Consider the following 20056-nt stretch of genomic DNA (forward strand, 5'->3'; position numbering starts at 1 on the left):
AGACCTCGGCGCGGGCGGTGGCCCGGTCGGGCCAGAGGCGGGTGCCGATATCTTCTTTGAGGAGCGCTCAGAAGCTTTCCGCGGCGGCGCTGTCGAAGCATGATCCGGTGCGTCCGCAGCTTTGCCGCAGGTTCAACTCGCGTATCTCGTCGCGGAATTCGGCTGAGGAGTACTCGCTGCCGCGATCACTGTGGATGACGCATCCGGGGCGGAGTTCCGCCCGGCCGTGGGCCATCTGCAGGGCGTCCACGACGAGGGAAGCGCGGTGATGGTCGGCCAAGTGCCGGCTCCCCCGAGGACCGCTCGACGGGGCTGACCCCGCACAGCGCGGGCGAAGGACGCCTCACTGCCCAGACGTGGTTCCACGAGCCGGGCCAGGCGCCATGCGACACACGACCGTTCCGCCGCTCCGGCAGCGAGTCCATCGCGCCCCGGACCCTCAACCGATCGCCAATCAGCGCATACCGCAAGGTAGTTCGGGCAACCGGCGGTCTCCCGCCGCGTCACCTCATGATCGTAGAATCATCGCATGTCGGTCGTCTCGCACCTGTACCACGGTGAGTTGAGTGACTGGTGCGAGGCGCGGTTGCCTGGAGCGTCCGAGGCCGCCCGGCACATGGCAGCTCAGGTCCGTGATCGCTTCGTCACGCGCCCGGAGGGAGCGGTCGACAGACACCACTGGAGCCAGGTCGGCCGGGCCTTCACCCTGCGCCTGGCCGCACTGATCCAGCCCGCCCCACCCTATGCGGCACTGCTGGGACTGGCCGGCGCCGGGCTTGTCTCGCGCGCGTGGGCAGATGCGCAGGCGGCGCGCTATCCCACCCACGATGGCCTACCTGAGGATCGCCGCGAGCGGGCACTGGACATGCGTCCGAAGCCGGGCGGCTGGATCGACCTGAAGACGGCACGCGACGCAGGAGCGACCGTCGGCACGGTGTTCACCTCCGCAGAGCGGGGACATCGCCGTTTCTCACGTCCCGGCCTGCCGGACGAACCGGTACTCGGCGAACTGTTTGACCGGATGCGCGACTACTTTGCCGCTCACGCCCCGCTCGGACGGCTCGGCGGGCCGGGGCAGGAACGGGGCCTGGCCCGGCTGTGCTGGATCCTCGCCGCGTTCCAATACGCCTACCGCAACAACAGCATCGAGCACCCGCTGTTTCGAGTGTTCCGAGAGGACGTTCCCAGCGTCGAAGAACTGCACCGTAGCGCGCACGACGAGGCGATCGCCGATCCCCTGGCCCTCACGCAGCGGCTGATCACCTCGGGTGCCCTGGAGCAGATGCGCCGCCTGGCCGGTGATCCGCCCATCGGCACGCCCTGGGGCATCAACTGCCCGGTGATCTTCGACCACTGGGACGATCACACCTTCGTCCTCGACGGCCCTGACGGCGCGACCCTGCTGGAGATCGCGAGCGTGGTCACCGCCGACGCCGCCACCGGCCGGGCGCGCCGCCGCATCTGGAAGCTGCTGGCCGGCGCGTGGCTCGACACTGCCGACACCTTCCGTATCCGCACCCTCGCCGTGTACTTCGCGCGACACGGCGTACTGGTCGTCTGGCCGGTGGCATCTCTGACCGAGATCCTGCTGGAGGGCCGCAACCCACAGGAGGCCCGGAACGAGTTCGTTGGTCTGGCGACATGCCTGCGCGACAAGGATCGCGCCCGCCGGTCCGCGTGGCGCGCAGGCCGTGACCTGTAGCAACAGCAGGGCCAGTCCGATCTGCTCGCCACCCGGACGCCGACGTGGGCGAGCAGCAGACAGTGATCCTCGCCCGTGCACTGGGCACGCGCGCACACCCAGCTGTGCCGGGCGCGTACGAGAGTCCCGTTGGCCGCAGCAAGCGGCGGAGCACTGTCAGTGGCGGGTGACAGCATCGGGTGCATGACGGACACCACGGCATTCGACTGGCGGTCCTTCCTGCTCAGGTGGAGCGGGGAGTGGGCGGACTCCCTGCCCGAGGACGAGACGCGGAGCGAGGACGACGAGGCCGCACGGCGAGCGCGCTGGCTCGGGTTCCCGCCCGCATCCGCGGAGCGGATCGCAGCCATGGAGCAGCGCCTCGGCCGACGGATGCCCCCGTCGTACCGGGAGTTCCTCGAGGTCAGCGACGGGTGGCGGCACGCGGGCGGGTTCGTGTGGCTGCTGGCGGGGACCGAGAACGCGCGCTGGCACAACAACGAGTCGGGGCTCGCGGACATGTTCGAGGAGTACCTGGACGAGGACGCCGGGCCCGAAGAGCGGCGGGAGGTGGACATCTGGCGTCGCGGGTTGCAGCTCGACATCGAGTCCGACGCCTCCCACGTGCTCATGGATCCCGAAGACGTGGACGAGGACGGTGAGTGGGCCGTCTACACGTGGGCGAGCTGGCGGGCCGCGCCACCCGAGCGGCACGCGAACTTCCTTGAGTACATGCGGGACATGCACCGGGAGTTCCACAGCCTGCACGCGCATCCGAGCGACGGGGAGCCGGTGTTCGTCAACGACACGACACGACAGCTGGACGCCCAGGTGGAGGAGGCCCGGCTGGAGGCGCTGCGCGGCGACTGGGAGCGGGCCGGGAAGGTGTTGGACGAGGCCAAGGCGTACGGCAGACCGCGGGCCGCCGGTCTGGGCGACCAGATCCGTCGCCTGCTCGGACAGACCCACATGGTGTACTTCGACGGCCTGGTGACGGACCCGCAGTATGCGCCCGAGCTGCTGCCACCGCTGGTCGCCGAGCACGCGGCGCACTCGTACCGGGACGACTCCACGCTGACGTTCCATCTGCGGGGCGCCGACGACGACCTGGTGTCACTGGCGTACAGGACGCTGGATCAGGTGAGGGATGGAACGTACCGGTACGCGGCGGCCGGACCGTTCGGGGAAGCGGTCGAGCGGGCGCGGGAGCTGGCGCGGTGGGGAGACTCCGACGGGGCGTGGCGGACACTGATAAATGCCCTGCCCCTGTGGGAGCCGCTGGGACCGGACCACCTGGCGCCCCTGGGGTGGGTAGCCGACCCCGTTCTCGGACCACTGCTGACCCCGGAGCGGGGCCGGGAGCTGCTGTCCACTCCCAGGGGCGGGCAGGCGAGTGAGCCGCCGGGTCCGACGGCTGGGCTCGACCCGGGCAACCTTGCGTGGCTCGCGGAGCCGGACCCGGGCAACAACCGCACGTCCTACCGGTTCGTCCTGGTGGAAGGTGTGGAGCCGGAGGAGTTGCCCAGCCGACTCACGGACGGGGACGGCACCGTGCTGAACGAACCCATGACCTTCTGGGAGGCGCGCCACAGATCGCTGCACAACCAGCGGGAGTTCTCGTCCTACGACGACAGGGCTCTCATGGCGGTCGGCCGGGCCGGCACCGGCTGGAGCTTCGCCTTCGACGGCGATCCCGCCCCGTTCGACCGGCGGCGGTTCGTCTCCCCGGCCGCGGCCGCCAGCGCGGGCACCCGAGCGGTGGTGGTGTGGAGCGGCCTGAGGACATGGCACGGGGAGCCGTTCTTCCACCTTTCCGTGGCGCGAGACGGTGCCGAGCAGTACGCATTCACCTACGCGGACGGAGAGATCCGGCAGAACGGGGAGATACCGCCGGCGCTGGACCCGAGCCGGTTCTTCGGCGATCTGGAGGACGGGGTCGAGGTGGAACGGTCGCTGCTGAAAGCGGTGGCCGGGGAGTTCGGGGCATCTCTGCCGCGTCACGCAATCGTGAACGGGCGGCTGCACACATTCACCACCCGCTCCTGGACACGGCCGCCCAGGGACGGCGAGACGTACGCGGTCATCCGGATGGGCTGGGGAGACGCCCGCCCCGCGGAAGGCCGGCGGGCGGGAGAGGACGAGTCGGGGAGCAGGTAGAGACCGGCCAGGCCGCGCACATTCTCAATGCGGTGAGAGTCGAGAGCAGGAAGCCCTGGGATGTCGGAGACGAACTCCCCGGGCTTCGTCGTAGCCCCTTGCGCAACGAAGCCCCGCCCCCGACGCAGCTTCGTCGTCTCACGCTGCCGGTCCCGAGTAACGCCCCAACCTCACCCTGCGTCGCCGCGGCCCTCGGGCACCGGGCCCGCTCAAGCGCCCGCACCCACAGCAACCCGGGCACCCCCTTCAGAGGGCTGGTCTTCTGCCGACCCGACGGCCGGCCACTGCGGCCCAGCGCCGTTCTGGACAGACTCCGGCACCTGTCCGACGAAGCGGGTGTTCCCCGAGTGACCGTTCACGATCTGCGGCACCTCACCCAGCAGGCCGCCCGCGAAGCCGTCGACACCATCGAACACACCCTCACCCCGGCCGAGCAGAAAGCCGACCGGCAGGCCCGGCCGGATCGGCCGCGATCACCACGCGACCACATCCAACGGCTCCGCTCCCCCGCCTCGCCCGGCTTCTGCTCCCCCGCGAGCCGTCCCCAGATTCGGCCTGCGACCACCAGCCCTCCGGGCACGCGAAAGGCCGCCCTCCCGTAATCGAGAGAACGGCTTCCGACCTGCGAAAAGCAAAGTCGGGACGACAGGATTTGAACCTGCGCCCCCTTGACCCCAGTTGGGTCGTCTACAAGGAAAACCCAAGAACTGCGGTCGATCTGGGCCATCTCAGTAAGCGCTCCCTGCCCAACAGCCGCGGGACAGGCCCGGTCAAAGTCGAGACCGCTGTGACCAAGTATCTCTGAGCAAATTGACCAACCACTGTTGAACACAGAGCGCTCACCACCCGACGCCCCGGGGTGGGCCAACCATACGAAGGGCTCGCCCGGTCCCAGAGAAGAACGTAGGGAAGGTTGAGCCGGCGGAGAAGCGGTGGGCGACAGGCGCGGATGGGTGTTTACCGCTCGTCGACCAGCTACAGCCAGATCGCGGGACCTGTCCCGCGTCCGCAAGTAGCTCAAACACAGGATTGGCCCCGGCCGTTGTTGCAACTTTGGTCGCGGCGCCCCGCCCCTGCATCATCCCTTGGTCGGCCGCCGCGCGACCACCGACCGATGTCGGGACGGGTCAGGACCTTCTTAGCGTGGGTCCATGACGATCGCGAGCAAAGAGAAGCCTGTGCGGCGCGGGGGCGTACGGGCCGAGGAGCGGGCGCTCGCACCCGACCTCGCGCGCGGATTCATGCTGTTGCTCATCGTCCTTTCCAACACGGCCTTCCACCTCTGGACGGCGCGGGGCGGACCTGCGGGATGGCAGCCCGTGGACGGCTCGTGGCTCGACCACGCGGTGCAGTTCACCATGATCACCGTGCTGGACCTGCGGATCTATCCGCTCTTCGCGTTCCTCTTCGGCTACGGGATGATGCAGCTCTATCTGCGGCAGACGACAGCAGGCACCTCCGAGAGGGACACGGTCCGGATCTTGCGCAGGCGCAGTCTCTGGCTGATCGTCATCGGCCTGACGCACTCCGCTCTGCTGATGGCGGGCGACATCGTCGGCTACTACGGAGTGCTGAGCCTCGTCCTCGGCCTCGTCTTCCTGCGGCGAAGCGAACGCGCACTGAAGTGGTGGATCTGGATCGGCGGCGCCCAGATGGTGCTCCTGGCGCTGCAGCCGGTCGTATCGGCTCTGCTCCAGGGAGAGTTGGGCTCCCTCGGGAACGCCTCCGACGCGGATGCGGGCTACGTGGCGTACGCCGCGGAGGAGAAGAGCTGGCTCGACGCGGCCGGCACCCGCGTGTCCACCGGCCTGTTTGTCACCTCCGGCGGCCTGCTCGCGCTCGTCGGCGGCGGCTACGTCATCTTCCTGCTCGGCTTCTGGGCGGCACGCCGCCGTGTCCTGGAGGAACCCGGGCTCCATCGGACCCTTCTGCGCCGCACAGCCGTCATCGGCGTCACGGTCGGCTGGCTCGGCGCACTGCCCGCCGCGCTCGCCCACGTCGGGGCCCTCGACGTACCGGACGACGCGCAGAGCGAAACGGGAGCGCTCTACCTGCTCCGGGAACTCACGGGCAACGCCGCCGGACTCGGCTACGTCGCCGCCGTCGCCTTGTTCGCGCACTGGTGGACGAGCAGGAGGACCCGACGGGGTTCAGCAGTAGTGGCGGCGGTCTCGGCGGTCGGCAAGCGGTCCCTGTCCTGCTACCTCGCGCACTCGCTGCTCTTCGCCCCGGTGCTGGCCGCCTGGGGCCTCGGGCTGGGCGAACACCTGACCAGCGCGACCATGGCGCTCTTCGCGGTCGGCGTCTGGCTGATCACTGTGGCGGGGGCGTACGCCCTGGAGCGGGCGGGGCGCCGGGGGCCGGTGGAGGTGGTGCTGCGACGGCTGATGTACGGGGCGCGGGGCCGGGCGGGGTGACGCGGCTGGGCTGGGCCCCTCAGCAGGGCGCCTCGTGGACTGCCACCTCTGCGGGAGATCGCCGGCGGTCTCGTACCGGAACGCGCAAAGCTTGATCGGCTACACCACGACGCGGGACACGACCCCACCGCGAGTGCCGCGACGCACATGAGGTCTGCTCGTGGCATGAGACGGCCAGCCGCGGAGGTTAGAAGCCTCCGAACCCCGAGTCGCCGACCCCGTAGCTGCTGTGGTGGCTGGTGCCCCGCTCAAGCTGTTCGCGGAGCCGTTCGCGGCTGCGGTACGTCGGCACTGGCCACCGGGGCCGGTTCGTGCACCAGGCGGTGGGACCTCGGTGTGGCTGTTCCCAGGGGCCAACGGCCGCCCACCACTCGGTGAAGGTGAGCCAGTGCCCGGCCTCGGCGCAGTCGGCGACCACGGCCCGTTTCGTCGCGTCGTCCCAGCGTACGGTTGTCATGCCGTACTCGTACAGCTCGTCACCGACCTGGTACAGCGTCAGCGGCCCGCGCGCCCGCACGCCCGCATCGGCCAGCAGTGAGTGGGCCTCTTCCACGTCGTGTCGGAACACCACGGCGACCGACCGTCCTTTCCAGACCCAGCCCCACACCTGGCGGCGGGCCACGTCGGCGGGTCGCTCCTGCCGCTCCCGGGCAACCCGCGCCGCGCGCTCCCGCTCCTCGCGGACCACCGTGACCCGGGTGAGGATCTCCTCGTGCACCGGCCGGTACCGCTGCTCGGCTCGGCCCAGCAACGCCGCGCGTTCGGCGCGTTGCGCGGCCCGCGCCCGCTGCTCGGCCCGGTACCCGGGCAACCACCGGACCCGGGCCAGCCGCCGGCCGCGCCGCCACCATGGCCGTTCGACCGGGGCGTCCAACACCGCGTCGGCGTCCGCGCGGTCCCTCTCGAACCGCCGACGTGCGGCAGCCCACCGCTTGCGGTCTTTGCCGCTGCCGGACACCCACTCGGTGCCCCGCCCCGCACCCTCGCCGACCCGGGCGGTAACCGCGTAGCACCCGGCCAACAAGGGCGCGACCTCGATCGTTCCCTCGCCGCTGACCATGGCCACTCCTTCATCCCCGGGGCCCGGCGCCCCCCAGCACACCCACAATTGTGGCAGCGCGCAAAGCCAATGGCGATTGGCTTGAAGCGTTGAGTAGGCCGAAGCTGTCAGCCCTGGCTACACATGTTTGCCTGCGCTTGCGCTTCACCTGCCGCCCCAACCACCCGGCCCCACAGCTCCGCCGCCGACACCTCGTCGAGGTTCACGGTTTCGCTCCGGCCGCCTTGCGGCATGCCGTCTGCTGGCATGCCTGCGCTCACCCCGTCGGTCTTGAGGCGTTGCAAGACGGACCCCCGAGGTCGAGGCCCTTGTCCATCTCCGGGCGGAAGGTTCCGTACGGGTTGATGTTCGACCAGAACAGCGCGCCGCCGGGCCCCGGGCCTCCGGATGTGCGACGTCAGCGGGAGTGGCCGAGTTGGGTGAGGGCCAGGTCGAGCATGTCGGCGAAGAAGTCGGCTGCGGTGGTGTCGATGCACAGCGGTGGCTTGATCTTGAGGATGTTGAGGTGGTCCCCGGTGGGCTGGACGATCACGCCGAGGTCGAGCATGCGGTCGCAGAGTTCGGCGGTCTCTTCTGTGGCGGGTTCCAGGCCGGCGCGGTCCCGGACGAGTTCGAGGCCGAGGTAGAGGCCCGAGCCGTGGACGGCGCCGATGATGCCGTAGCGGTCGGCCAGTGCCTCGAGCCGGCTTTTCAGATGGCCGCCGACACGCGCCGCGTTGCCCTGGAGGTCTTCGTCGCGCAGGGTGTCCAGGACGGTGAGACCCACGATGCTGGAGACGGGGCTGCCGCCGGTGGAGGAGAAGAAGTAGCCCTGGTCGCGGTACCGGTCCGCGACCGCCTTCGACGTGATGACGGCGCCGAGGGGGTGTCCGTTGCCCATGGCCTTGGCGACACAGACGATGTCGGGGATGACCTGCTGCTGCTCGAAGCCCCAGAACCAGTGTCCCAGGCGGCCGTATCCGACCTGGACCTCGTCGGCGACGGCCAGGCCGCCGTGACGCCGTACCGCCGCGTACACCTGGGCGAGATAGCCGTCGGGAAGGGCGACTCCTCCGGCGTTGCCGTAGAAGGTCTCGCCGATGAACGCTCCCGTCGGGCGGCCGGCAGCGGCCAGTTCGTCGATCACCGCGACGGCCTCGGGTGCGTAGCGCACGGCGTCCGGCCCGCGGTGGCGGCCGCGGTAGGAGTTGGGCGAGTCCACGGTGTGCACCCAACTCGGGCGGGTGGCCGGGGCGTTCGGGTTGTCCTGGAGCGAGGTGGAGACCGCGTCGGAGGCGTACGTCCAGCCGTGGTACGCCTCGCGCAGCGCGACGACGTCCTGTCGGCCGGAGGCCCCGATGGCCAGCCGAAGGCCCAGATCCACCGCTTCCGAACCGGAGTTGACGAGGAACACCGTGTCGAGAGGGTCGGGGAGGAGGTTGGCGAGGCGCTCGGTGAACTCCACCACGGACGCGTAGTGGAAGCGCGAGTTGGTGTTGAGCCGCCGCAACTGCCGGGAGACCGCCTGCTCGACGCGGGGGTGGGCGTGGCCGAGTGGGGTGACGTTGTTGACGATGTCGAGGTACGACCGGCCGTCGGTGGACAGCAGATGGTGGCGCCAACCACGTTCGATACGCGGAGGGTTGGCGTAGTAGTGCTCCTGCACGGTGGCGAACGCGGCGTCACGCCGGTCGAGCAGGTCCCTCTCGCGCGTACGGCCGGAGTCGGCCGGGAGGCCGAGGAGCGGGGCGGGGTCGGCGGTGAGCGCGAGCCAGCCGGCGGCGTATTCGGGGCGGACCAGGCGCGGGGCAGCGGGGCCGGCGGCGTCGCGCAGTGCGACGTGGACCGAGGCACCGGAGCTGAGGTGGGTGATGTCCTCGCCCGCCTGCACCGTCGCACCGGTGGTGACCGGGGGCTGGACCGCACCGGGGAAGGACAGCGTCAACACCTGTACGCCGTAAGCGAGTTCCACGTGGCCCGGCGCCGCGGCAAGGACCTTCCCCGCGGCGGGCGCCTGCACCACGGCATCCCGGCCGAGCCAGAGGTCGATTCCGGTGGGCACCGTGGCGGTGGACACCGCCGACAGCGCCGGTGTCCGGGTGAGTCGCGTATGGGCGTACCGGGTGGCGACGGCGGCCGCTCCGTCCGCGAGCGCGGAGGTCACCAGCCGGGCCTCGGTGCCGGCGTCCATCCAGGCTCCGTGGTCCATGGAATCGGCGTCGGTGGACAGGTCGAGGAGGGTGATGTCGCCGGCGACGAGGTCCCGCAGGAGAGGACGCACCGGCGCATCGGCCCGCGTGGTCCGGGCAGGCACGTCCGCCATACCGGTCGCGTCCCTGATGAGGCGGATCATCACCGGCAGGGGCAGCGAGGTGGCCTGTTCGAAGATGCGCCATTCGCGGTCGAGCGCGGCCTTGGCATAGACGTTGTCCTCGTCGACGGCGGCCTGCTGCCGCCCGCTGGCCACCAGGACGGCGGCACGCAGGACCACGAGCGGCCACACCGCCTCGGCTTCCTCGGGGCAGAGCGGCCGAACGGCGTGGAAGGCGCTGACGGCCGGCAGCACGTGGTGCGGCTCGACACCGTCGTGGTGGAGCATCGAGGACAGTGACACGGCGAGTTCTCCGACCGCCCAGCTCGTGGTCACGTCACCGAAGTCGATGACCCCGTCCGGCATGGGCGGACGGCTGTCGGGACGGCGGATCAGATTGTCGTCGGTGAGGTCCAGGTGCACCGCCTGCGACGGCAGCGTGGCGGCGAGCTTCTGGACATGCGCCCAGGCCTCGGCGGTCGCGGTCCGGACGGCGGTGCGCCGGTCGGGTTCGTCGATGTGCCCGGCGAGCTTGGCGACGACGCGATCCGCGTGCTGCGGGTCCCACTGGAGCACGCGGTCGAGGCCCGGGTGCCGGAAGTGGCGCAGGGCGGTGCTGACCTTTGCGACGAGGGTGCCCATGCCCGCCACGCTGCGGGGGGACAGATGCCGTGGTCCCGAGAGCGTGCCGCCGGGCAGGTAGCGCAGCAGGCGCGCGACGGCCGGACCGTTCTCGGTGTCCACCGTCGTGCGCCGCGGGGAGCCGTCGGGGCGGCGCAGGACCGTGGCGATACGCAGTTCCGGGCGGGCCGAGGCGATCAGGTCGGCTGCCGCGTCCTGGGCGTCGATCTCCACCGTGCCGAAGGCGGGGTTGGCGATCTTCAGAATCGCCGCGGGCGTCCCGTCGTCTGTGTGCAGCAGGAAGTTGGCATCCTGCTGGCTGCCCAGCGCCTCCGCGCGAGCGGTGATGCCGAGGTGTTCGGCAGCGATGAACTCAGCCTCGGCCGGCGCCATACGGGGTGCGGGAAGGGCGTCCTCGGTGAAGAAGTCGATCGTGCGGTGCTCGTCGGGCAGCATGCGGGATTCCTCGGCTGGTGCGGGCAAACAGGGCTCGGACGCTCGGATGCCTCAGTCGACGTTCCACAAGAAGCGGTGAGTGTGAATCGCGAAGTAGGGGAAGTTCTCCACGGATGCGACACCCTCGACGGGCCGCACGACGTCGTTGATGAAGTCCAGAAGATCCCGGGGCTGAGGGCACACCACCTCCGCGAACAGGTCGAAGCCGCCGGCCGTCAGGACCGTGTACACGACTTCGTCGTGCTGGGACAGTTCATCGGCGACCGCCCGGGAATCGCCGTCGACGCGCAAACCCAGGAGTGCCATCGCCTGCTGGCCCATCGTCATCGGGTCGGTCACTCCGACGACCTGGACCGCCTTGGTGTCGATCAGCCGCTGCAGCCGGAGCCTCGCGGCCGAGGGTGACAACCCCACCTTCGGACCCAGATCGGCGTAAGGAATCCGGCCGTCGACCTGCAGCTCCCGCAGGATGGCCCGGTCGATGTCGTCCATGCAGTACCTCTCTCTCCTGCGTGAACGGCAGACATTGCGCTTGTTTCAAGCACAATGCCGGATCGGTTTGCTCGATTCAAGTGTGAGGACGATGGAATCGAGCGAATCATGTGGGCGGGTTCCAGTGCGCGCTCAAGAGTCCTGACGTTGTGCGAGGACCCGGCGACCGAAGGTCTCCGAGTCCTGTTGATCAGTGACGGTCAGGCGGAGTCCATCACGGAGTCCGACGGAGAGGGGTGATGTCGGGAACCCGGTTGGTGATGGAGGGCCGGGCCGCTCGGCGTCGCGTCGGCAGTCGAGCGAGCAATAGACCTGCCGCAGGCGGGGGTTGGCGGTGAAGATGCCCTCACAGACCGGGCAAGTGTGTCGGCTCCCGGGGTGGTCATGCCGCACGCCCCGGCGCACCGCAACAGCCGATCTCCTGCCCGATGATCGTGGTGACGCCGGAGGCGAGCGAGGCTTCTATGATCCGCGGCGACAGCAGGTGGACGTGGGTGTCGACGGCTCCGGCGGTCGCGATGAGCCCCTCGCCGGACACGATCGAGGTCCCGGTGCCCTCGACGACGTCGACCCCGTCGAGGGTGTCGGGATTCCCGGCCCGCCCGACCGAGCAGATCCGGCCTTCCCCGATGTGCTTGCCGTTGTCCGTCGTCACCAGCAAGCCGCGCACGCGCTCGTCCTCGCCCTCGCTCTGAGTGAGGGACCGTGCCGCGGTGCCGCCCCGCGCGCGGCGAGGTCCCGGCCGACAGCGCCGCACGGCCCGCCGACCGGCATGGGCCGGTCGGCGGGCTGGAAGCCGCACCGCGTCCGGTCGGTTCACGTCCTGGCGGGCTCGTCGTCGAGGCGGAACCTCGGGTCGCCCGGTACGGACGCGAGGAGTTGAGCGGTGTACGGGTGGTTCGGCGCGGCGAAGGTGGCTCCGGTCGGGCCGAGTTCGACGAGGTCCCCGTGCAGCAGGACCGCGACCGTGTCGCTGACGTGCCGGACGACGGCCAGGTCGTGCGAGATGAACAGCATCGTCAGCGAGAGCCGGCGGCGCAGATCGGCGAGCAGGTTGAGGATCTCGGCCTGGGTCGTCAGGTCGAGTGCCGAGGTGATCTCGTCGGCGATGACGAACCGGGGACGCGGTGCGAGGGCCCGTGCGATCGCCAGCCGCTGCCGTTGGCCGCCGGAGAACTCGTGCGGGTAGCGGTCCATGGTGCCCGGGTCGAGGCTCACCTGGCTGAGCAGCTCGGCGATCCGGGTCCGGACCGGTTTGACCCTGGCCCGGATCGGATCGAGTGCCTCGGCGAGCGACTGCGCGACGGTGCGCCGCGGGTCGAACGAGGAGTACGGGTCCTGCGGAATCATCTGGACCGTCGCGGCTCCCGCCCGTCCGCGCGAGGTGCGCAGCGGGGCGCCGTCCACGAGGATCCGGCCGCTCGACGGCCTGTGGACGCCGACGAGTGTCCGCGCGAGCGTCGTCTTGCCCGACCCGGACTCGCCGACGAGTGCGAGGGTGCTGCCCCGGGGAATGTCGAACGAGACTCCCTTGAGCACCCTGCGGGCCGCGGCGCCGTGGCCGAGCTCGACGGTGAGGTCCTCGACGCGCAGCAGCGGGGCGGCCGTCTGCAGGTCCGGTGCGGTGGCTGTGGCGGACATCAGCGGCTCCCTTCCGCGGCCGGGGGGCGGTCCGCGGCTTTGTCAGATAGGTCGTCGGAAAGGTCGTCCGACGGCGCCCCGCTCGGTTGCGCCGCATACGCGTCGGCCGTCCACCGGACCGCGCTGAGGGTTCCACCGGCCTCGTCCGCGGCGGGCGTCGCCGCGAGCAACGCGCGGGTGTACGGGTGGGTGACCGTTCCCCGGCGCAGGTCGCCGCCCGTCGTCCGGTCGACGACCCGGCCGCCGTGGAGCACCAGGACGGTGTCGCAGAGCACGCCGACCACGCCGATGTCGTGCGAGATGAACAGCATCGCCGTGCCGTGCTCGCGGTTGATGCGCCGGAACTGCCGCAGCACCTCCGCCTGGACGGTGACGTCGAGGGCCGTCGTCGGTTCGTCGGCGATGAGCAGCCGCGGGTTCGTCGTCATCGCGGAGGCGATCGAGGCGCGCTGGAGCATGCCGCCGCTCAGCTCGTGCGGGTGCTGGCGCAGTCGCCGGTCCGGCTCTGTGACGTGGATGTCGGCCAGGGCGCGGACCATGTCCTGCGCGGCCTGACGCCGGGGCGTCCCCAGATGCACCCTGGCCACCTCGGTGAGCTGGGTGCCGAGCCGCAGCGCGGGGTTGAACGTGCCGATCGGGTCCTGGTAGACGATGCCGATCTCGGTCGCGAGGCGTCGCTCGGGCGGTGTTCCGAGCAGGTCGAGGTCGCCGAGGGCAAGGCGCGACGCGTTCGCCCGTACGCCCTCGGGGAGCAGGCCCGCGACCGCCATGGCGATGGTGGACTTGCCCGAGCCCGACTCCCCTACGAGGCCGACGATCTGGCCTGCCCCGATGGTGAACGACACGTCGTCGACGAGTGTCCGGTCGCCGGCCCGCACGGTCAGCCCGGCGACGGTCAGCAGGCCGTCCGGTTCCGTGCCGGACGCTGCCCCCGCACCGCCCGACGCCTGAAGCGCCTGAGGCGCCTCCGCCGCGCCGTCCTGTGCCGGAGCGGCCGGTCCCGCCGCGTCCGCCGTCTTGGCCGGTGCGGGCGCTGTGCCGCGGGTTCGCGGGTCGACGAGGGAGGCCACGCCGTCTCCGAGGAGCATGGCGCCCACACCGGTGACGATGAGCATGACCGACGGAGCGAGGACGATCGACGGCTGGGCGAAGATCGACGGCAGCGCCTCGTTGAGCAGCCGGCCCCAGTCGTACTGCGGGTTCTGCACACCGAGGCCGACGAACGACAGACTGCTGATGTCGAGCAGGGACAGGGTGAAGCTCGAACTGAGGAGCACCAGCAGCGGCCCGCTGATGTTCGGCAGGACATGCCGGCCCAGGATGCGCAGGCCGGGAACGCCGAGCAGGCGCGCGGTGAGCACGTAGTCCTTGTCCGCGACGGTCGCGGCGAGATTCGCCGTCAATCGCGCGAACCCGGGGACGCCGGCGACGGCGATCGCGACGATCGCGGACACCGTGCCCGGTCCGAGCACCGCCGCGATGACGAGGGCGAGCACAAGCGAGGGGAAGGCAACCGCCGAGTCGATGAGCCGCAGACAGGTCTCGCGCAGCCACCCGGGGGCCAGGTGGACCAGCGCGCCGATCGCGACGCCGACGACGAACGAGGCGGCGGTGGCGGCGGCGGCCATGAGCAGGGTGAGCCGGGTCGCGACGAGCGCCCGGGCGAGGACGTCACGGCCGAAGGCGTCGGTGCCGAGGAGATGGTCGGCGCCGGGCCCGAGCCGGGCGTCGTCGGTGAGGGTCTCGGCGGAGTCGCTCAGCAGCGGCGGGGCCACGAGGGCCACGACGAGGAGCAGTCCGAGGATCACCGCGCCGGACAGCAGCGACGGGTTGCGTCGCCATCGGCGCACGGTCATTTCAGTGGCCACGACGACCTCCCTCGAGGGTGCGGGGGTCGACGATGCCGAGGACGACGTCGACGAGGAGGTTGACGAGCAGGGCGAGCATGCCGACGACGAGGATGATGCCCTGGATCACCGGATAGTCCTTGTAGATGATCGCCTGGACGACCTCGGTGCCGAGCCCTGGGTAGGTGAAGACGTTCTCCAGGATGATCGTCCCGCCGAGCAGGGACGTGAGGACGAGACCGCTCAGGGTGAGGACACTCGTCACGAGGTTGGGCAGCGCGTGCCGGAGGTGGAGACGCACGGATCCCAGACGGTGGCCGCGGGCGGTCCTCATGTAGTCCTGGGCGAGCACCGAGGCCGTCTCCTGCCGGACGACCCGGGCGATGGCGAAGGCCGGGCCGATACAGAGCGCGGCGATCGGCAGGACGAGCGCGCTCGGTGTCGTGGCGCCGCCGGACGGCAGCAACCCGAGGCTGATCGAGAACAGGACGATGAGGAGGGTCGCGACGACGTAGACCGGCGCCGACGCGAGGAGCCCGGCGACCGTGCCGAAGCCGACGCCGAGCCGACGGCGGCGTCCGTCACGGGTGAGGACACCGACGGTCATGCCCAGCGGGACGGCGATGACCAGGGAGAGCAGGACGGCCGGGATGACGAGCTGGACGGTGTACGGCAACCGGGTCGCGACGATGTCCGCGACCGGGGTGTCGAACCGGAACGAGGTGCCGAGCCGTCCGGACGCGATGTCGCCGAGGTAGTGGACGAACCGCGTCGCCATCGGCTCGTCGAGGCCGAGTCGTTCGCGTATCGCCGCGAGCGTGGCCGGGGACGAGTTGGTGCCGGCGATCGCCCGGGCCGGGTCCCCGGGCAGCAGGGGCACGATGAGGAACGTCACCAGGACGAGCAGCAGCATGGACATCAGCAGGCCACCCGCCCGGCGGACGGCGAACCCGGCCCAGCCACCGCCCAGCCGCAGCCGGGGAACACGCCGGACGGGTGCGGCAGGCAGCGGCCCGGTCGGGACCGCGGACCCGGCGCTCACAGCGCCGCCGCCGTGAGCGCCGCGTCGTCCGGATGCCGCTCGTGCCAGCGGAACCGTGGTTCGAGCTGGGCCGAGAGTCGCAGCAGCGTCGCCTCGTCGTAGGGTGCGCCGACGAGTTGCGCGCCGACCGGCAGTCCGTCCGGGGTCGTATGGACGGGCAGCGAGATGGCGGGCAGCCCGGCGATGTTGACGAACGCGGTGAACGAGACCATCCGGGTCTCGGTGGCCCGCGGGCCGTCCGGGTCGGAGTTCGCCTCTTCGTACACGGGGCCGACCGGCGGCGCCACGACCGCCGTGGTCGGGGTGAGGAGAACGTCGAAGTCCCGGCCCCACTGGGCGACCACGTCACGTGACTCGGCCTGGAGGCGGGCGGCCGTCCGAGCGTAGTCGCCCGCGGTGACCTCGAGGGCGGTCTCCCGGCGGCGCCGGATGTAAGGGTCCACCGCGTCGGGATCGTCGACCTCGATGGCGTAGGTGGAGGCACTGATGATCGTCCAGGTGAAGCCCATGATCGCCTCGTACGAGAACATCTTCGGGCGGGCCTCGACGACCTCGTGTCCCAGGTCGCGCAGTGCCTGCGCGGCCGTCAGCGCCGCCGTGCGGCACTCCTCGTCGACCGGCAGCCCGGTCGGCGCGTCGAGGAGCAGGCCGATCCGCAGCCGCCCGGGGTCGGCACCGACCTCCTCGATGTACGGGCGGCCCGGTTCGGGCGCGCTGTACCAGCCGAGCCGGTCGGGACGGCCCATGACGTCGAGCATGAGGGCCGCGTCGCGCACGGTGCGGGTGATCGCGCCTTCGGTCGTCGAGTGTTCCCAGCCACGGACGAACGCGGGCACGCGTCCCCGGCTCGGCTTGAGGCCCACGAGGCCGGTGACGGACGCCGGGACCCGGATCGATCCGCCGCCGTCGGAGGCGTGCGCCACCGGGGCGAGCCCGGCCGCGACGGCCGCCGACGCGCCGCCGCTCGACCCGCCGGAGGTGTGCCCCGGGTTCCACGGGTTGCGCGTCTTGCCGTGCCGGGCGTTCTCGGAGACGGTCAGAGCGCCGAACTCCGGCGAGTTCGTCCGGCCGAGAGGGATCGCGCCGGCGTCGAGGAGGAGCTGGACGTCGGGGTCCGTGGTGGTCCGCGGGGTGTCCCGGATCGCCAGTGAGGACATCGTGTTGGGTTGTCCCGCGACGGAGTTGAGGTCCTTGATGGGGACGGGGACGCCGTGCAGCGGGCCGAGCGGCTCGCCGCGCAGCACCGCCTGCTCGGCCCGGACGGCCGCCGCGCGCACGGCGTCGGCGTCGAGCCAGACGACGGCGTTGACGGCGGGATTGATCCGCTCGATGCGGTCGAGGTAGGTCTCGGCCACCTCCACCGGGCTGACCTCTTTCGTGCGCACGAGGTCGGCGATCTGCTGGGCGGTGCTGAATGGGTCGATCACCAGGGGACTCCTGTCGGAATGGTGCAAGGGTCTCGGTGCGGGGCTCCGGAACAGCGCGGGGATCCTCCGTGCCGGACGGTTTCTCCGTGCCGGACGGTCGGGTCCGGCCGCGTGGGTCTCCGCCGCGTGGGTCTCCGCCACGTGCGAACGGCCCGTCCGTCAGCCGGTGATGCGCAGGATCGGGTCGTCGAGCGAGCCGCCGAGCATCTGTGCGCTGAATCCCTTGCGCAGTGCGTAGATGAACGGGTCGTTGACCAGCGGCACCGCGTCCACCTGCGAGATCAGGGCCTTGGCGGCCGTCTGGTACGCGGCGCAGCGGGCCTTCTCGGTCGTCGCCTCGGCGCCCTGGGCGAAGGCCTTGTCCAACGCGGGGTTCTTCACCGCGCCGAGGTTGCCGCCGCCTTCGGGGACGGTCGGGCCCACGAAGTGGGCGAGCGGGCCCGCGAGGCTGCCGAGGAAGTTGAGGTCGGCGAAGACCGTGAGGTCCCAGGCGTCAGGCTTGCCGAACACGGTCCCGACCCAGGCTCCGACGTCGACGTTGGCGAGGGTGACGTCCGCGCCCGCGGCCCGCAGCGCCTCCTGGATGTACTGGTTTCCGGCGCCGGCGGGCCCGACGACCTGGGGGCCGACGAGGCGGATCTTCTTGCCCTTGAGCACGTCCGCCGCCGCGGCTTTGTCCGTCGGTACGAGGAAGGAGGTGCCGGGGTCGTTACAGGGGATGCCCTTCTGCACGAACATCGTCGACGGCTCACCCGTGTCCTTCGAGACGATCTTGGTGAAGGCGGCGCGGTCGACCGCCTGGGCGACCGCCCGGCGGGTGGCGACGTCCGCGAAGACCGTGCCGGGTCGTTCGTTGAAGAGCAGGTAGAAGTCGGAGAACCGGCTGATGCTCACGCTGTGGCCGGCCACGCCGTCGAAGCGCGGGATACCGGAGGCGTCGATCTTGCCGATGTCGAGCTGGCCGCTCGTCACGAGGTTGCCGGTCGCCGTCGGGTCGGGCGAGACCAGGTACTCCATCGTCGCGGCGACCTTGCCGGAAATCTTCGTACGCCAGGCCGGCCATGCCTTGTACTCAGGGCGAAGGGTGTAGGAGTACGAGACGCCGGACTGGGACTTCTCAAGAAGGTACGGGCCGGACTGGGAGCCCTTGGCCTTACCGGCGGCAAGGGCCTTGAGGTCCTTGAGTCCCGCAGGGCAGACGATGCCCGTGCTCGCGACCGACAGGCCGGTGACCATGTCGCCCCACGGCCTGGCGAGCGTGATCTTCACCGTCCGCGCCGCGTCGTCGGCGGTCACTTTCACCGTGTTGCCGGGGCCGAAGACCGTGGAGAGATCGGGCGCCGCCGTCTTCGGGTCGATGTAGCGGTCGAGGGAGCCCTTGACGACCGTCGGCGTGATCGGCGTCCCGTCGGCGCAGGTCGCGTCGGCGCGCAGGGTGAACGTGGCCGAGGTCGGCGTGTTCTCCCACTTGGTGGCGAGCCCGCCGACGAGCCCGCCGTCGTCCTTGCGCACAAGGGTGTCGTAACTGTTCCGGGCGAGCTGGTAGTCCGGCAGTGACAGAGCCTTGGCCGGATCGAAGCCGGCCGGCACGTCGATCGTCGTCCGGATCTTCGTCGCCGTGGCGGCATCGCCGCCGCTCGGGTCTCCGGACGTCGATCCCGTGGTGGTACAGCCGGCGAGTACGGCCGTCATGGCGACGGCTGCGGTCACGGGGACCGCGCGGGTACGGGTCTGGCGCATGGGTGCTCCTGGAGAGAGGATGTCGCGCTCTGCACAGGTCGCACGGGATCTGGTGGGACGAGCGCGAGCAGTTCGGGGTGGAGGCGGTGCGCGCGGCGCTCGGTGGACGCCGCTGGGCAGCGAGCCGTGGAGCACTGGGTGGGGAGAGGATGCCGCCAAGTGAACGGCGTAGTCAATAGCGTTAACTATCTTTGTGCGCGCCATCCCTGCCGCCGATTTCGGCCGCGAGAACGCTGCTGGGCGGTGGCCGCGAGGACTGACGCAGGTCAGTCGCGCGGGAGCGTCGCCGCCTCCGCCTCAAGGGCCGCGAGGAGGATGTCCGTCTGCCGGTGGAAGACGTCGGTCATGTCGAGGCTGCGCAGGTGCTCCTTCGCCGCCTCGGCGTAGGGGTACGCGTCAGGATCCGCCGGCTGGTACTCCTGCACCCAGTTCACCTCGGCGCCGAACCGTTGGTTGACGAGCCGCCAGGCGTTGTTGCTCGCCATGGCGAGGATGAAGTTCGAGAACGCCTGGTAGTGCAGGACGGCCTCCCGGCCGCGCCAGCCGCCGCGGTGGAACGCTTCCAGGACGGCGTCGACGGCGCGCAACTCGTGAACGCCCCGGGTGACTCTCCCCATGCAGAGCGCGGCGGCCGCCGGGTGGACCAGCGCGGTGTCCCAGGCACGGTTCGCCAAGTCCCGCAGCGACTCGGTCCACGACTCGTGCGGCTCGTACCCCTCGAGGGAGATCCTGTCGAGTTCCTCCGCGACGGCGACCATGATGTGGTCGCGACTCGCGAAGTGCCGGTAGACCGCGGTCGCGGAGGAGGACAGTTCCTTGCCGAGCCGCTGGAAGGTCAGCGCGTCCGGCCCGTCCTCGTCGAGGATCCGCAGCGCGGTCCGCACGATGAGCCCCTGGGAAAGAGTTCCCCGCTGGAGCCGCTTCGTTGACCGGCCTCCGGCAACTGCCACGCGAACGCCTCCCTCGGACGGACGGCGAGCACACGCTGCCGCGGCCTGCGCCTCCTTACCGGCGACAAGGAAACCAGCCTAAGCGACTGGTGTTGAGCGGATCGTCCTGGGCCCGGTCACCGGGGGGCACGCGGCATGACCTGTCGGTAACGGCTGAATCGTGGACCGGGGGCACCAGATGAAAAGTGGACCTCACGCTGTCAGTTGATGTTGGTCATTCCCCGGTGTTGGCCGT

13 protein-coding genes and 1 pseudogene are annotated in these 20056 nt (G+C 70.7%); 3 read left to right on the forward strand and 11 right to left on the reverse strand.

The features are described 5' to 3' along the window. Window positions 1–67: 67 nt before the first annotated feature. Window positions 68–280, reverse strand: coding sequence for a DDE-type integrase/transposase/recombinase (locus AB0I98_RS19120; protein WP_362942920.1), 213 nt, complete (start codon window positions 278–280; stop codon window positions 68–70). Between the two features lie 336 nt (window positions 281–616). Between AB0I98_RS19120 and AB0I98_RS19125 the strand changes: the two genes are divergently transcribed. The 3 genes from AB0I98_RS19125 to AB0I98_RS19135 all read left to right on the forward strand — a co-directional run bounded on the left by AB0I98_RS19125 (window position 617) and on the right by AB0I98_RS19135 (window position 6255). Then, on the forward strand, window positions 617–1702 hold the full coding sequence (locus tag AB0I98_RS19125) for a hypothetical protein (RefSeq protein ID WP_362942923.1): 1086 nt from the start codon (window positions 617–619) through the stop codon (window positions 1700–1702). 183 nt (window positions 1703–1885) lie between these two features. Beyond that, window positions 1886–3838 carry an SMI1/KNR4 family protein gene (locus tag AB0I98_RS19130; RefSeq protein ID WP_362942926.1) on the forward strand — a complete coding sequence of 651 codons (1953 nt, stop codon included), beginning with the start codon at window positions 1886–1888 and terminating at the stop codon, window positions 3836–3838. 1151 nt (window positions 3839–4989) lie between these two features. Next, on the forward strand, window positions 4990–6255 hold the full coding sequence (locus AB0I98_RS19135; RefSeq protein WP_362942929.1) for a DUF418 domain-containing protein: 1266 nt from the start codon (window positions 4990–4992) through the stop codon (window positions 6253–6255). 187 nt (window positions 6256–6442) lie between these two features. On the opposite strand, the gene AB0I98_RS19140 is transcribed toward AB0I98_RS19135, so the two are convergent. The 10 genes and pseudogenes from AB0I98_RS19140 to AB0I98_RS19185 all read right to left on the reverse strand — a co-directional run bounded on the left by AB0I98_RS19140 (window position 6443) and on the right by AB0I98_RS19185 (window position 19755). Then, complete coding sequence (locus AB0I98_RS19140; protein ID WP_362942932.1) at window positions 6443–7315, reverse strand: hypothetical protein; 873 nt, start codon at window positions 7313–7315, stop codon at window positions 6443–6445. Between the two features lie 397 nt (window positions 7316–7712). Then, window positions 7713–10682 (reverse strand): aminotransferase, encoded by a 2970-nt coding sequence (locus tag AB0I98_RS19145; protein ID WP_362942935.1) that lies wholly within the window; start codon window positions 10680–10682, stop codon window positions 7713–7715. 51 nt (window positions 10683–10733) lie between these two features. Continuing rightward, window positions 10734–11174: an Lrp/AsnC family transcriptional regulator gene (locus AB0I98_RS19150; RefSeq protein WP_362942938.1), complete on the reverse strand. Its 441-nt coding sequence runs from the start codon at window positions 11172–11174 to the stop codon at window positions 10734–10736. 418 nt (window positions 11175–11592) lie between these two features. Beyond that, window positions 11593–11799 (reverse strand): annotated as a pseudogene (locus tag AB0I98_RS19155) (urease subunit alpha); the annotation flags it as partial. A 191-nt stretch (window positions 11800–11990) separates the two neighbouring features. Further along, the gene (locus tag AB0I98_RS19160) at window positions 11991–12815 is read right to left on the reverse strand and encodes an ABC transporter ATP-binding protein (protein WP_362942941.1); all 825 of its coding nucleotides are present in this window, start codon (window positions 12813–12815) and stop codon (window positions 11991–11993) included. Next, window positions 12815–14683: a dipeptide/oligopeptide/nickel ABC transporter permease/ATP-binding protein gene (locus AB0I98_RS19165; RefSeq protein ID WP_362942944.1), complete on the reverse strand. Its 1869-nt coding sequence runs from the start codon at window positions 14681–14683 to the stop codon at window positions 12815–12817. Before AB0I98_RS19165 ends, AB0I98_RS19160 begins: the two co-directional genes overlap by 1 nt. Continuing rightward, window positions 14673–15704, reverse strand: a complete 1032-nt coding sequence (locus AB0I98_RS19170) for an ABC transporter permease (protein WP_362942947.1) — start codon at window positions 15702–15704, stop codon at window positions 14673–14675. Before AB0I98_RS19170 ends, AB0I98_RS19165 begins: the two co-directional genes overlap by 11 nt. Next, a complete protein-coding gene (locus AB0I98_RS19175) occupies window positions 15701–17131 on the reverse strand; it encodes an amidase (RefSeq protein ID WP_362942950.1) in 1431 nt (476 codons plus the stop codon). Before AB0I98_RS19175 ends, AB0I98_RS19170 begins: the two co-directional genes overlap by 4 nt. A gap of 159 nt (window positions 17132–17290) precedes the next feature. Continuing rightward, window positions 17291–18871 carry an ABC transporter substrate-binding protein gene (locus tag AB0I98_RS19180; protein WP_362942953.1) on the reverse strand — a complete coding sequence of 527 codons (1581 nt, stop codon included), beginning with the start codon at window positions 18869–18871 and terminating at the stop codon, window positions 17291–17293. Between the two features lie 266 nt (window positions 18872–19137). After that, a complete protein-coding gene (locus tag AB0I98_RS19185) occupies window positions 19138–19755 on the reverse strand; it encodes a helix-turn-helix domain-containing protein (protein ID WP_362942956.1) in 618 nt (205 codons plus the stop codon). Window positions 19756–20056 lie beyond the last annotated feature (301 nt).

Source organism: Streptomyces sp. NPDC050211 (assembly GCF_040656035.1).
GTDB lineage: Bacteria > Actinomycetota > Actinomycetes > Streptomycetales > Streptomycetaceae > Streptomyces.